Source organism: Gammaproteobacteria bacterium (genome assembly GCA_016199745.1).
GTDB lineage: Bacteria > Pseudomonadota > Gammaproteobacteria > Acidiferrobacterales > Sulfurifustaceae > JACQFZ01.
Genome location: JACQFZ010000001.1, coordinates 1 through 14,501, shown reverse-complemented (window position 1 = coordinate 14,501; position 14,501 = coordinate 1). Strand labels below are relative to the sequence as shown.

General features: G+C 58.5%; 10 protein-coding genes. 1 reads left to right on the top strand and 9 read right to left on the bottom strand.

All coding sequences use genetic code 11. The annotated features are described in order from the left end of the window. Nucleotides 1-8: 8 nt before the first annotated feature. The 8 genes from HY308_00050 to HY308_00015 all read right to left on the bottom strand — a co-directional run bounded on the left by HY308_00050 (nucleotide 9) and on the right by HY308_00015 (nucleotide 12,581). Nucleotides 9-662: a response regulator transcription factor gene (locus HY308_00050; protein MBI3896667.1), complete on the bottom strand. Its 654-nt coding sequence runs from the start codon at nucleotides 660-662 to the stop codon at nucleotides 9-11. Beyond that, nucleotides 659-6,625 (bottom strand): PAS domain S-box protein, encoded by a 5,967-nt coding sequence (locus HY308_00045; protein ID MBI3896666.1) that lies wholly within the window; start codon nucleotides 6,623-6,625, stop codon nucleotides 659-661. The genes HY308_00050 and HY308_00045 overlap by 4 nt, the downstream gene beginning before the upstream one ends. Before the next feature lie 180 nt (nucleotides 6,626-6,805). Beyond that, nucleotides 6,806-8,326: an apolipoprotein N-acyltransferase gene (gene lnt / locus HY308_00040; protein ID MBI3896665.1), complete on the bottom strand. Its 1,521-nt coding sequence runs from the start codon at nucleotides 8,324-8,326 to the stop codon at nucleotides 6,806-6,808. 27 nt (nucleotides 8,327-8,353) lie between these two features. Further along, nucleotides 8,354-9,238, bottom strand: a complete 885-nt coding sequence (locus HY308_00035) for a CBS domain-containing protein (GenBank protein ID MBI3896664.1) — start codon at nucleotides 9,236-9,238, stop codon at nucleotides 8,354-8,356. Nucleotides 9,239-9,256: 18 nt separating this feature from the next. Then, entirely contained in the window at nucleotides 9,257-9,706 is a 450-nt protein-coding gene (gene ybeY, locus HY308_00030) for an rRNA maturation RNase YbeY (protein ID MBI3896663.1), read from the bottom strand. After that, complete coding sequence (locus HY308_00025; protein MBI3896662.1) at nucleotides 9,703-10,692, bottom strand: PhoH family protein; 990 nt, start codon at nucleotides 10,690-10,692, stop codon at nucleotides 9,703-9,705. The genes ybeY and HY308_00025 overlap by 4 nt, the downstream gene beginning before the upstream one ends. Before the next feature lie 67 nt (nucleotides 10,693-10,759). Then, nucleotides 10,760-12,118 carry a tRNA (N6-isopentenyl adenosine(37)-C2)-methylthiotransferase MiaB gene (miaB, locus tag HY308_00020; protein ID MBI3896661.1) on the bottom strand — a complete coding sequence of 453 codons (1,359 nt, stop codon included), beginning with the start codon at nucleotides 12,116-12,118 and terminating at the stop codon, nucleotides 10,760-10,762. 217 nt (nucleotides 12,119-12,335) lie between these two features. Further along, nucleotides 12,336-12,581 (bottom strand): hypothetical protein, encoded by a 246-nt coding sequence (locus HY308_00015; protein MBI3896660.1) that lies wholly within the window; start codon nucleotides 12,579-12,581, stop codon nucleotides 12,336-12,338. A 989-nt stretch (nucleotides 12,582-13,570) separates the two neighbouring features. Between HY308_00015 and HY308_00010 the strand changes: the two genes are divergently transcribed. Further along, nucleotides 13,571-13,828, top strand: a complete 258-nt coding sequence (locus HY308_00010) for a DUF1805 domain-containing protein (protein MBI3896659.1) — start codon at nucleotides 13,571-13,573, stop codon at nucleotides 13,826-13,828. A gap of 141 nt (nucleotides 13,829-13,969) precedes the next feature. Here HY308_00010 and HY308_00005 read toward each other — a convergent pair whose 3' ends face one another. Beyond that, nucleotides 13,970-14,392, bottom strand: coding sequence for a hypothetical protein (locus HY308_00005; protein ID MBI3896658.1), 423 nt, complete (start codon nucleotides 14,390-14,392; stop codon nucleotides 13,970-13,972). Between the last annotated feature and the right edge of the window lie 109 nt (nucleotides 14,393-14,501).

The following is a 14,501-nucleotide window of genomic DNA, read 5'->3' as shown; positions in this document are numbered from 1 at the left end:
GCCAAAAACTACGCGTCCAGGGTAACGAGGCCCACACGAATAGCGTATCGCACTAACCCCGCTACATCGTGAATATCAAGCTGCTTCATCAACTGCGTACGATGCGTTTCGATCGTCTTCGGGCTCAAATTCAGCATCTGCGCCATTTCTTTCGAGGTATAGCCCTTAGCGATCAACTGCAAGATTTCACGTTGCCGTTTGGTCAGCTGATCAGTCGAATTGCTCGTGCCGGTCGTGCGCATCAAATAATCATCAATCACGCGCTTGGAGATCGTCGGCGTCAAATACGTCTCACCGCGCGCGACCGCGCGCACCGCTAATTCGAGCTCGGAGGTCGCGGCATCCTTCAACAGATAGCCCGAGGCACCGGCACGCAGTGCCTGCATGACGTATTCTTCACCGGCATGCATCGACAACATAATGACGCGAACCCCAGGAAATTCCTTGGTAAGACGGGCCGCGGTATCGAGCCCATTCATCTCGGGCATTGCGATGTCCATTAACACCACATCGGGTGTATGGGCCCGCGCCATTTCCAAGGCTTTGCGGCCGGTGTCGGCTTCGCCGACAACTTGCACGCCATCGATCTGCATGAGCAGCGCTTGGATGCCGGCGCGAAAGAGACTGTGATCATCGGCGAGTAGTACACGAATGGCGTTCATAGCGTTAGCGTAGTTGTTAAAGGGAACCGAGCGATAACGGTAGTACTGTGCCCGGGTGTCGATATTATTTCTAGACTGCCGCCAGCAAGCAAGGCGCGTTCTTCCATACCGAGCAATCCGAAGCTGTCACCGCTAGCGGCACGGGCACGCGCCGCTTCTACATCGAAGCCGCTGCCGTCGTCGATGATACGCATTTCCAACTCTTCACCAGACAATCGCAGATTCACTTGTACATGCTGTGCCTTTGCGTGCCGCAGAATGTTGGTCAACGCTTCTTGTGCCAAGCGGAAACACGCCGTCTCGATCGTCGGCACCATGCGGCCGTCGACATTATCCGCGACGAATTGCAACTTGAAGCCGCCGCGCTGTGCCTGCCGGTCGAGATACCAACGCAGCGCCGCCGCCAACCCAAGATCATCAAGCATCGACGGGCGCAGCTCAAGCGACAAGTTGCGCGCGGTCGCGAGCACACCTTCGACCACACGAATCGTTTCATCGACCTGCGCCACCATGGTCCGCGGCGGTAAGCGCTTCAACGATTGCAAATTAATTTTGATAACGGAAAGATCCTGACCGATCTGGTCATGCAACTCGCGGGCAATGCGCCGGCGCTCAGTTTCCTGCGCCTCGAGCAATCGCTGCGATAAATTTTGCAAACGATGCGTGTAGTCGCGCAGTCGTTCCTCGACGCGCTTGCGTTCGGTGATATCGAGACAGACGCCGACCATGCGCGCCACTTCACCGCGGCTATCGGTGACCAATGCGCCCTGGGTCAACAAATGGCGTATCTCGCCGCCATTTTGGCGAACGATGCGCTCTTCCAGTGTGAACGGTGTCCGCTCGCGCACAGCGCTGGCAATAATATCCTGCACGCGCCGATGGTCGTGCGGATGCAGGCGTGCCACATAATCGTTGAACTGCAGCGGCGTGCCGGGATCGATACCATAGATGCGGTACAACTCGTCGGACCATTTGAGCGCACCGCTGGCGACATCCCATTCCCAGCTACCGAGGTGCGCTAGATGTTGCGCCTCGGACAATTGCATTTCGCTTTTCTGCAGCAACTCCTCAGCGCGTTTGCGCTCGATGGCAAGACCGAGCTGCGCGGCGACCGTCGATACCAGCTTGACCAAGCGCTCGTCCTCACGCCGCGGTTCGCGCAGGAAGAACGCTAGCAATGCCACAATCTCGCGCTCGACTAACACCGGGAAAGCGATACCGGCGCGCACGCCGACGGCACGTGCTTGCGGCGCGCGACTGAAGTCGTCGTCGATCGTCACATCGGACAACCAGATCGGATGTTTAGCGACCCAGGCACGGCCGATGATGCCTTGGCCGCTGACCGATTCTTGCTCGCGCGTTGGATGCCGGAATTCGTCGAGACCATCGGCGGCGCAATACCATACCGGGCTCGACACCATGTGCTCGCGATCGGACCCGGGCAACCAGACTTCACCCCACACCCAACCGGTGGTCTCGCATAATTGCCGCAGCACCGCGTACAGCGCCGCTTCGTAGTCGCGCGCCTCGCCGATAGCGCGCGTGATCTGCTCGATCAAACGGAACTCTTGCTCGGCACGACGGCGCTCGGTGATGTCATTGGCCAAGACCAAGCGCGCCCAACGGCCCTGGAACAACACTTCATAGACGAACATCTCGACATCGATGATCGTCTCGTCTTGCTTGCGATGCTTCCAGACGCCGATGTAGGCCGTCTCCGGCGCGAACTGTTCGGCGTAATCGAGCATGCGCGACATCTCTTCCGACGGATGCAGATCGTCGATGCTCATGCGCAGAAATTCTTCGCGTGTGTAACCGTATTGCCAAACGGCAGTCTCGTTGGCCGCTAAGATTTGTCGCGTGTTGATGTCAAACACCCACGCCGACAATGGATTACGTTCAAACAGCATGCGGTATTGCGCTTCCGAATCGCGCAAGGCGGTTTCAACGCCCATGCGATCGACGATTTCGTCGCGCAATTGCTGGTTGGCGCGCGCCAGTTCGGCGGTACGCTCGGTAACGCGCTGCTCGAGGTCGTCGCGCGCCTGACTCAACTTTTCTTCAAACTGTTTGCGCTGGATCGCGTTCGCCACGACGTTGGCAATCGATTGCAGAAAGTTAATGTCGTGCGTCGAGAATTGGCGCGGACGCTTGCTGAAAACGCCGAACACGCCGTACGGCCGCTCGTTGTCGCCTTGCACGATGACGCTGGCACCGCTAACGACGTTGTGCTCGAGCAAAAACGCGGCGTCGCTGAAGCGCGTCTCGCTCGGCAAATCGGCGGTAATAACTGGGGTGGCCGCCAACAACGTGTAGCCGGCGTGCGACTCGCGACCGGCGCTGATGACGGTTTTGCCAACACGACCTTCTTGCCAGCCAACGCCGGCGCGCAGGAACAACGTTTTCTGATCGGGCAACAACTCCAATAACTTACACATGTCGACCGATAGCGTATCGGTGACCAGCTGCACCGCTTCGTCCATCAGCGCCTGCAGCGCAAACCCGGCCAATGCGTTTTCGCCCAAGTGCGCCACCGCTTCTTGCTGGCGTACGCGCGCGCTCAATTCCTGCTCGGCGGTAACACGCGCCGTCATATCGAGAATGTAGGCGACCGCCGCGCTCGGCCGGCCACGTTCGTCATGAATGAGCGACAACGACACGTGCCCATACAGTACGTCGCCGGAGCGACGCTGTAAGCGCGCTACCAGCTCGTGCCGACCGGCATGCGCCAACGGCGTAACGACTTGCTGTGCAAACGTATTGCGATCGTCGGACGCATAACACAACGACGCGTGCTGACCGATGGCTTCTTCGGCGGCGTAACCGAACAAGCGTTCGGCGCCTTCGTTCCAACGGGTAATACGGCCGACGCGATCGGTGGTGATGACGGCATCGTGGATGCGGCTCAGTACTTGCGCCTGCAATCGCAACGACTTCTCATCTTCGTAGCGCTCGATGGCGATGGCGGCAGTATCGGTAATGATGTCGATAAAGCGCATCTCATCGGCGGTCGGATGATTGGGCACACGATAGTAAATCGTGAGCGCACCGAACACATCGAGGCCCGAGGAATGAATCGGAATCGACCAAACATTGCGGAAACCGAGTTGCTCGGCGACCACACGCGCCGGCTGCCAATGCGGATCGCTGGCGATATCGGCGACGAAGACCGATTCCGCACCATCGATGTACTCGAGCGCGCCGATGTTGGCATCGAGCTGCATGTCGCTAAGCACGCTGAGCCAATCTTTCGGCAAGCGCCCGGTCGCTACCGGCCGCAAGATGCGGCGCGCATTGTCGAGCAACAGGATCGCGCCCATAGCACCGAGCGTCGATTGCTGCTCGAAGGTATCGACTAATGTTTCCAGTACCGCCGTCAACGGTTCGCCGCGGGCAATCTGCTCGAGCGCTTTCTTCTGGCCGGTAATGACAGTTTCGGCACGCCGACGCTCGGTGACGTCTTCGATTGCACCGATGCCGTACAACGGTCGCTGCTGCGCATCGCGCACTAACGACGCCGTTAACTTGATCCAAATCCAGCTGCCATCTTTACGGCGATAGCGCTTTTCGAGACTGTACGAGCTGATCTTGCCGGCCTTGAGATCCTCGAACAGCCCTTCGTCGATAGCGACGTCGTCCGGATGCGTGAGCTCACGGAAACGCATGCCGTCCAAAAGCTCGTCGCGGCTATAACCGAGGATCGCGCAATACATATCGTTGACACCGATCAAGCGACCGTCGAGCGTCGACTCGCAAATACCGACGGCCGCATGATCGTGCGTCGCTTGCCAGCGTGCCGCCTGCTCGCGCACGACGTCGAACAGCCGGGCATTGTCGATCGCGATCGCCGCTTGCGCGGCAATGCCGGCGACAGTGCGCTCGTGCCGCGCCTGAAAACGTGCCGGCTGCTGATGGCCGAAGAACAATGCGCCCAGTACTTCGCCCGAGCGTGATTTAACCGGTACCGCCAGATAACTTTTTACCGGCGGATGCCCGGACGGCGTGCCGAAGTGCGGTGCGCTCTTACCAAACCGCGGATCCTGAGTTACATCGTCGCAGCGTACGATCGATTCGTCATGGAGCGTCGGCTCGAACAGCGCCGTCTCGCGCGGTAACGACAACTGCGCGAATGACTCCGCCGGCATGCCGGCAACTGCGTATAGCCGATAACCCTCGCCTTGTTGGTCGACGGCGTTATAAAAGAACGCGCCGAGATCGGCGCCGATGGCGGCGGTCGCGGTATCGGTAACACGCTGCAGCAACGTGCGCATGTCGAGCTCGCTGTTCAGCACCTTACCAAGATCGCGCAGCAGCTCGGCTTCGGCACGCGCTTCGCGCTCGGCGGCAAGCGCATGGCTGCGCTCGTCTTCGATCTGTTTGCGGTCGGTGACGTCGACCATGGTGCCGATGAAACCGCGGAAGGTACCGTCGGCATCGTAGCGCGGAACGGCGTAATCGTTGAACCAGCGGTAGGCACCGTCGTGCCGGCGCATGCGAAAGTCCATGGAGAACGGTGCACGCGCATCGAACGCCTGCACGCATTGCGCGAGCACCGGTCGATCGGCGGGATGGACTTGCGCGGTCCAGTCGCCGGCGATTGCTTGCTCGTGCGACTCGCCGATGAATTCGAGCCAACGCTTGTTGAAATACACCGAGCGTTTACGCTCGTCGGTCATCCAGATCATGACCGGCGCGGTATCGGCCAACCGGCGGAAACGCTCTTCACTCTCGCGCAGTGCCTCTTCGGCGCGCGTACGCTCGCTAATGTCGTGCACCAACGCAAAGAAGCCGCGCACACGCCCGCGCTCATCGCGATCGGGCACGTAGCTCGCCTGGACCGCACGCATTCCGCCTTGGCGATACGGCAAGCACGCGTCGTAGGTCACGCGTTCGCCGGCAAGCACCCGCTCCATGTGCGGACGAATTTCGGCGAACACGGCGTCGCCCAGCACCTCGGACAAGTGGCGACCGACGATTTGCTCGGGCGTATGCCCGAACCAATCGTGGTAACAATGGTTGGCAAAGCGATAGCGGCCATTGCTATCGACGTAAGAAATCAATGCCGGCATGGCGTCGCTGACAATGCGCAATTGCGCTTCGTTGGCGCGTTGCGTCTCTTCGGCCTGCTTGCGCTCGCTGATATCGACCACCAGCAAAGCTACGCCTTCGGGCCACGGATAAGCGCGCACATCGAACCAGCGTTGCTGCAGCTCGGAGTAGTAATCGAAACGCGCGTTTTGTTGCTGCTCCATGAGCGCCAATAGGCGCTGATGAAATTCGCTGCCGACGATTTGCGGAAACGAGTCCCACAAGCTGCGGCCGAGCAATTGTTCGCGCGGAATACCGGCCATCGCCACGGCCTTGTCGTTGATATAGGTATGGCGCCAGTCGCGATCGAAAACCGTGAACGCTTCGTCGATGCCGGCGAGCACACGATCGAGCACATGCGGCGTACTAACGCCGGCGGCGGCTGCCGGTTCCGTCTTGATATCGGCGTTTTCGGTCAGCAACACGAATACGCCGACGATGCCGTCACTATCATCGATGACAGGGGTGGACGATAACGCGAAATAACAATCTTCCAGCGAACCGCCGCGCTCGACGATCAGCTGCACATTGTCGGCGCACTTCGCCTCGCCGGTGTCGAATACGGCGAGAACCAACGGCTCGACCGCGTCCCAATGATTCGACCAAAGCTCACGGCCGGATCTGCCGGGCTCAGTCGTACGGCTGCCGCCGATAGCGCCGATACAAGCGTCGTTTGGAATCACCAGATCTTGCCGACAATAAACAAACGCCGGCGTCGGCGTGTTCAGGCACAGATCGACCGCTGCGCGTAACGCCGGCGGCCACTGCTCGATCGTACCCAGCGGTGATCGCGCCCAATCGAACGAACGCAATTTACCGCTCGGTGCGGAGCCGGTTCCCGCGCGCTGCTCGTGGCGTAACGGACGCTTCGTCAAGCGACTGTCCTTCGGGTTGGAGGCGCTAGCGATTCGGGTGGAAGCGGATCAGCCGGCTCATCGATGATCCACTCATTAATAATCAACACAAGAGCACGGCCGCCCGATTCCGCTAGCGCGATGCCACCATATTACTCAAAACGTAAAGATAGGCGCCAGCACAATGCTTATTCATGCACTTCAATGAGGGGGATAACGACGCGCAAATAATGCGCCGAGCGATAGCACGAGGAGCAAGAAAACGACGACCGGCGCGTTCCCGTAGTGTGCATAAGCCGTCATACCAATCATCGGCTGAACCGTTGCGGTGACAACTTGCGGTGTGAATTGCGACGAACGCGCCTGCACCTCGCCGCGATGGTCGATGACCACCGATGGTCCGGTGTTCGCCGCACGCAACATCGGTCGACGCGATTCAAGCGCACGCATGCGCGCCATTTGCACACGTTGATGCGGCGCCAATGAATTGCCGAACCACGAATCTTCGCTGACGTTGACCAACAGCGTCGCTGCCGGCAACGCGTTGATGATCTCTTCGCCGAACGCATCTTCGTAACACACCGATACGCCGATAGTGCGACCGGCGGCGACGATCGCCGCTTGACCGCGCGTACCGGCGCTGAAGTCGGACATGGGAATATCGAGCGTTGCCAGCAAGCGCATGAACAACGTTGGCAGCGGCATGAATTCGCCGAATGGTACGAGATGTTGTTTGCGATAGATTCCGTTACTACGACCGACAACGAACACGCTGTTGTAATAACCGCGGCCGACGCGTTCGCGTTCGACGGCACCGATGAGGAAATCGGTACCGCGCTCGCGGCCGATGCGATCGAGCCGAGGCAGCAATGCCGGCGCAATAGCGTCGAAATAACTCGGCACTGCGGCCTCCGGCCAAACGATAAGGTCGGCGGTTACCTGCTCGCTCAACGCTATGTGGCGATCGATGATCGATTGCCGCTGGTCGTGCCGCCATTTTTCCGTCAACGGAATATTCGCCTGCACCAACGCGACCCGTAGCGGCGCGCCCGTCGGCGTCACCCATTCGCGTTGCCCGGCAATCCAACCACCGAGCCAAAGCAGGAGCACCATCGGCAAATACCACCGCAACGCCCGCCGCCGATCGTTCCAGGCGGCCGCCAGCAAGCCAGCCGTCAGCGCCACGATCAAGCTCATGCCATACACGCCAACCCACGGCGCGTATCCGGCAAGCGGCGTATCGGTTTGACTGTAACCGAGATTGAGCCAGGGAAAACCGGTGAGCAGCCAACCGCGCAACCATTCGACGAGCACGAATGACGCCGGCATGATGACCGTCAAACGCAACGCACTCGGCAGCGCCGCGAAGCGCGCTTGCAATAGGCCAACGATCGCTGGATAGAGCGACATCCCGGCGACGAACAGCAATACCGCGACACCCGCGAGCGGCGGCGACATGTGACCGTACGTGTGCAAGCTCACATAGACCCACGACACGCCGACACCGAAGCAACCGCAGCCATACAGAAAGCCGCGCCAAGCGGCGCGGCCAGTACCGGCCACTTGCCAGGTGGCGAACAAGATCGCCGGCGCAATGGCGGCGAGCGGGAATAAACCGAAAGGGGCGAACGCAAGCGGTGTTAACAAGCCCGCCAACAGCGCGAGCGCGTCTGCTTGGCGGCTACCGATAGAACGACGTTGTGGCGATGCGGTGCGTTTCACGCACCGCATAATACCTGAACTACTCCACTACTCCGCTGGTTGCGCGGTTTCGGAAAGGCGGCTGACTTTGAGCAAGTGCACACGCCGGCTATCCGCGCGCAGCACTTCGAACTGCAAATGGTCAATGTTGATACGTTCGCCGCGCCGCGGTAACCGGCCGAAAGCGCTGATCACCAAGCCACCGACCGTGTCGCTTTCTTGATCGCTGAAATCGGTCTGGAAGTGGCCGTTGAAATCGGCGATCGGCGTCAACGCCTTGACCACGTACTCGCCGTTAACACGCGGCATGATCATGGTGTCTTCGTCGATATCGTATTCATCGGCAATTTCGCCGACGATTTGCTCGAGCACGTCTTCGATAGTGACGAGACCAGCAACGCCGCCGTACTCGTCGACCACGATCGCCATGTGATTGCGGTTGGCCTTGAACTCGCGCAACAACACGTTGAGCCGCTTACTTTCCGGCACGAACACCGCCGGCCGGATCATATCGATGATGCGAAATTGCACGCGCGCTTTCTTGTCCAAGCGGAAGTAACGCAACAGATCTTTGGCCAGCAAGATGCCGAGGACCTTGTCCTTGTCGCCGTCGACCATCGGAAAGCGCGAGTGACCGGATTCGATGATGGCCGGCAGATAACTCTCGGGCGTGCTGTTCTTATCGACCACGTCCATCTGCGCGCGCGGCACCATGATGTCGCGCACTTTCATCTCCGATACCTGGAACACGCCCTCGATCATGTCGAGCGAGTCCGGATCGAGCAGGTCGCGGCGGCCAGCATCGCGCAGAACCTGGATCAATTCTTCGCGCGAGCTCGGCTGACCGAGCAGCGCGTGACTCAAACGATCGAGCAACGACCGCGGGGGACTCGCGGCTTCTTCAATAGGACTTCGGGATTCGTCGGTTCGCATAAGGATGGTGGGCACTCGTCAGGCGTACGGATCGGCGTAACCTAAATCACGCAGGATTGCCGCTTCCCTGCGCTCCATGATCGCGGCTTCCCGCCGCGTCTGATGATCGTACCCTCGGAGGTGCAGTATACCGTGCACCACCATGTGCGCCCAATGGGCTTCGGCCGCTTTACTCTGGGCCTTGGCTTCACGGTTTACGACCGGGGCGCAAATAACAAGATCGCCGAGAGTATCGGTCGGCACACCTCGTGGCGCCTCAAACGGAAACGCGAGCACATTGGTCGACTTCGATTTACCACGATAACGCCCGTTCAAGTCCGCGCTCTCCGCTTCGTTGACGATGCTGATGCCGATAGCGATACGCGGCGTTCGTAACCCGGCCAGCGCCGCCCGCGTCCAACGTAATATCGCCGCTCGCCCCGGCGCCGGTCGGCGCGAGGCCTGATGCAATCCCAACGTCAGCTTCATCGCCGCTCGCTGCGTCCCTGTTCGGCGGCGCGCCCGTGCGCTTCGTAAGCCTCGACGATCTTCTGCACCAGCGCGTGGCGCACGACGTCTTGCGGCGTGAAGTGGGTAAAGGAAATGCCTTCGACGCCACTCAGGATTTCGATGGCCTGTTTCAAACCGGACAGCTGTGTGCGATGTAAATCGATCTGGGTGATGTCACCGGTGATGACGGCGGTGGTGCCGAAACCGATGCGCGTCAAAAACATTTTCATCTGCTCGGCGGTCGTGTTCTGTGCCTCGTCGAGAATGATGAACGATTCGTTCAGCGTACGGCCGCGCATGTAGGCGAGCGGCGCGATTTCGATGATGTTGCGTTCGAGTAAGCGCTGCACTTTTTCGAAACCGAACATCTCGTGCAACGCGTCGTACAGCGGCCGTAAATACGGATCGACCTTGTCTTCAAGATCGCCGGGCAAGAAGCCCAAACGCTCACCGGCCTCGACCACCGGACGCACTAGAATAATGCGCTGCACACGACTCGCCTCGAGCGATTCGATGGCTGCCGCCACTGCCAAATAAGTTTTGCCGGTTCCGGCCGGACCCACGCCGAAATTAATATCGTGCGTCAGGATGCAGCGGATGTATTGATGCTGACACAGGCCACGGGGACGAACAATGCGCTTGGGAGTGCGCAGATCGGTATCGGGCTCGCTCGTTTCTACGGGTGTCGGCATGGTCGAATGTTGCAACGCCGAATGCACGCCGGCGAGCGTCAATGGCTCCTGATCATCGGTGGCATCGTACAACGCCTTAAGCACGCGCTCGGCATTGCGACTTTTATCGGCAGGGCCAATCACGCGGAAACCGTTGCCACGGTTCGCGATTTCAACGCCTAAATACTCCTCGATTTGACGCAGGTGCTCATCATGTTGACCACAAAGACTGGCCAACCGGCGATTATCGGCGGGGCTAAGGCTGAATTCGATGCGCTTAAGCTTGGCGCTCAACTCGGATTAGTAAAACGAGGCGATGCCATAAAGTAAGTATAGAGTAGACCGGAACGGCAAAATCGAATCAAGCCGCTACTAACGGGGTCTTTAAAACCCGCCGTCCACGCAGGGAATTGGTCAGTGCTTCGGTAATTTCGATGTCAAGAAACTGGCCAATCAATGACTTAGGCTCGGTACCTGGAGGAACCTCAAAATTTACGACGCGATTGTTCTCGGTCCGGCCGCAAAGTTGATCTTCTTTACGGGCCGCACCTTCGACCAAAACCCGCTGATAAGTCCCCACCATCTGCCGGCTCCCACGCGCGGTCAGCGCCATCAGGCGGTGCTGTAATTTCGTTAGGCGCTCATGTTTAACCGAATCGGATGTGTCATCAGGCAACTGTGCTGCCGGTGTGCCGGGACGGGCGCTATAGATAAAACTGAAGGCACCGTCGAATTCGATCTCCTCGACCAACTGCAGGGTCGCTTCGAATTCGGCGTCGGTCTCACCCGGAAAACCGACGATGAAGTCGCTGGTAATAGCGATATCGGGCCGGGCGACACGCAACCGCCGGATTTTTTGTTTGTATTCAAGCACCGTGTGGCCCCGCTTCATCAACGCTAACACGCGATCAGAGCCGCTCTGCACCGGCAAATGTAAATGGCTGGCAAGCTTCGGCACTTCGGCAAAAGCCGCAATTAAGCGATCGTTGAATTCGACTGGGTGCGACGTGGTAAAACGGATGCGACCGAGTTCCTCGATCTCCGCCAAATAGCGAATCAACAGCGCCAGATCAGCGCTGCCACCGCCATGCATCGCACCGCGATAGGCGTTAACGTTCTGACCCAGCAATGTCACCTCGCGTACACCGCGCTCGACTAAACCGACGACCTCCGCCAGCACATCGTCGAACGCACGCGAGAATTCTTCGCCACGGGTATATGGCACGACGCAAAAGGTGCAGTACTTACTACAACCTTCCATGATCGACACGCACGCACGCGGGCCTGATACCGATGGCTCCGGCAGTCGGTCGAACTTTTCGATCTCGGGGAACGACACATCGACTGCGGATCGGCGCGACGCGACCACCTGATCAAGCATCGCTGGTACGCGCTGCAACGTTTGCGGCCCGAAGACAATGTCGACGAAGGGCGCGCGCGTCACGATCGCTTTCCCTTCTTGGCTGGCGACACAACCACCGACGGCGATCATCACACCCGGGCGGGATTCTTTGAACGACCGCCAGCGACCAAGCTCGCTGAATACCTTGTCCTGTGCTTTCTCGCGAATCGAGCAGGTATTGAGGACTAACAGATCGGCCTGCGTCGGATCGTCGGTGGATTCGTAGCCATGCGAAGCCGCGAGCAGATCCGCCACCCGGGCGGAGTCGTACTCGTTCATCTGACAGCCGAACGTCTTGATATAAAGCTTGCGCGACACGGGTCGAGAGGCCGGTAAAGGGGCGTTAATTTACCGTCGATCGAATGACCGCGCCAGCGAACCGGCGCCCTTTCCCGTTGCGGGAAACGGGAGACCGTGCAGGATGGCCACGCTGCCTACACGGGCGGGCAAAAATTATTCTTTCTGCTTCATACGCTTAATGGCCAGCTCCATACTGGCGCGCAAACGGGCGAGCGCCAGCGTCAGCTGGCCTAGCTCATTGCGGGGTCTTTTGCGGAATGTTGCTGGTATTCAATTCCACCGGCTTACCGAGAGATATTTTCTCAGCATCGTTAGTCAGCTGCTTGATCGGCTTGACCACACCGAAGTGCATGAACAAGTACAAAATGACGAACGCCAACACGATCAATGCAATTTCGATCGGCCCAAATACCTGGAACGACGCCGTTAACAACGATTCTGCCGGCAGCGTTACGCTGATGACACCGGCAACATCGCCCACCTTAAATCTGTAACCTCGTTCGCTACCGTAACATCGCGCGGTGCGGTAGTGGGACTGCCATGGCACTTGATACACGATTCGGCGAGGTATTCTTCAGCATTGGGTTCCCTTCTAACTAAAGAGTTACCGGCGCGAACGCGCCGGTTTTATGTTTTGCGGCCGGTCTGCAACTGGATGCGCTGGCGAACAGCGCTTCGCACTGCTCGACCAAAATGGGTGAAAAGTAATGCGACAAGCGACCTGTTGTGACGAGGGCCCCCAGCGACAAATACCGATCACGACGCAGCAACATTTGCCGCGTCGATGAACCGTCACTGAGGATATTGCAGTTGAGGTGCCGGCCAATGACGCCAGGTTTTAGCGGTCGTCTCTACCGTCCAACGGCGGGCCAAAGCCCATAAAGAGCGAGATTAAGGCCAGCGTCAAAATCACCAAACTGTAATCAGCGCGGACAGCGGGGGACGAAAACAGAAAGGTCACTAACGGGGGCGCACCAACCCACAAACCGATCTTCACCATAACTGCCTCCCAACGGGATAGTATTTTTCTTAGTAATCCCTATGAAACATTGGCCACGGCCGGCCGACCTTCAACTAAAGACCGACGTAAGGTGGCGGCGATACGACGAACCGATGCAAAGGGGTATGTGACTAACGCTACTTAACTTAAGCGATAGCGCGCATAACCCACAGCGCGTACTGCCTATCTGCAAACCAGATCCCCTCTCCCCCGTGTTTTTCGGGGGAGGGTTAGGGAGGGGGTATTCCGGCGACGGCGCTCTTTCACGCGCCCCTTCTTAGTCCTCCCTCTTCTTCCCCACAAACAGGGCCGCTTCGGCGGGGCACAGGAACCGGCCAACGCCGGTCAGCGGCCGCTCCATTTGCCGCCCAAGAAAAAATCAGCGAGTTGATGGAAAATCTAAAACGCACGACCAAGACGGTCGCGGCCGCGAAGGAATCGCGCAAGTGAACAACCGATGGAGGCTATAGATGGAAAACGTTGAAAAACTAAGATTTGATTTGAAGAAGCCGTTGTTGATCGTCAAGGCGAAGAACGGATTCCTCGCTTGTGGTTACATCAATCCAGAAACCTGCAACAAGACCGACGAGGCCTGCGCCATCGTCACCGGCGTCAGCAACTACGACGATATGTACAAGGCATCCGTGGTCGCTGTATCCAAGAAAGCCATGGAGCTTGGCATCAACCCGGGCGACTCGGGTGAATCGGCGGTGCAGAAGATGTGTTGACGAGCTAATCAATCGTTAGGGATCGTGCCGCTACCGTCGAAGTAACCTTTTGTTACTTCATTATTTACAGTTTCCCGTTGTTGTATGGGCCGGCGGCACGCATCTTTAGTTTGCTGATTATTGTTGGCGGGAGCAGCAAATTTATTTTGGAGAATCGCCGCCGCACTTCCACGCAGCGAGCCATGCATCAAGCGCGGTGCCGCTGAGGTCGGCGGGGATTTTCTGAAGGCATTGGACGATTAATACAGTTGAAATCACCCCGAACTGTCGAGCTATTGCCGCATCAACATAAAAAGCGCGCTTGTTATTCCGCATGCCAGCATTGTCATAAACCACGCCCTTCATGTTGATGCCAATTTTGTTAGATCGAACCGTCGAAGATCCGGATGTTGATCCGAATGATTCGCCTGTCCCAGCACCATCCTCACCATAGAAACCAACCGGCAAGCCGTTGGACAGGATGCAGTCCGCATGCTGCGCCATCACACTCGGCTCATGCGCGGCACTGTTTTTGCCGCGCACAATCAGCGCGACGGTGGAACCCGTAAACTGGATAATCGTCACGGTAATCCTCCACGGATTTATCGTTATCGCTTTTGGTTCGTGGTCGGATCGAAACCGAACGCCTTGGGCGCAACCGTGCGGCCGTCTTCGTCGAATTCGATGTACTTGT

Bases quoted from the DNA above. Each gene is read 5' to 3' on its own strand.
- HY308_00050 (MBI3896667.1), bottom strand. From the start codon at position 662: ATGAACGCCATTCGTGTACTACTCGCCGATGATCACAGTCTCTTTCGC.
- HY308_00035 (MBI3896664.1), bottom strand. From the start codon at position 9,238: ATGCGAACCGACGAATCCCGAAGTCCTATTGAAGAAGCCGCGAGTCCC.
- ybeY (MBI3896663.1), bottom strand. From the start codon at position 9,706: ATGAAGCTGACGTTGGGATTGCATCAGGCCTCGCGCCGACCGGCGCCG.
- HY308_00010 (MBI3896659.1), top strand. From the start codon at position 13,571: ATGGAAAACGTTGAAAAACTAAGATTTGATTTGAAGAAGCCGTTGTTG.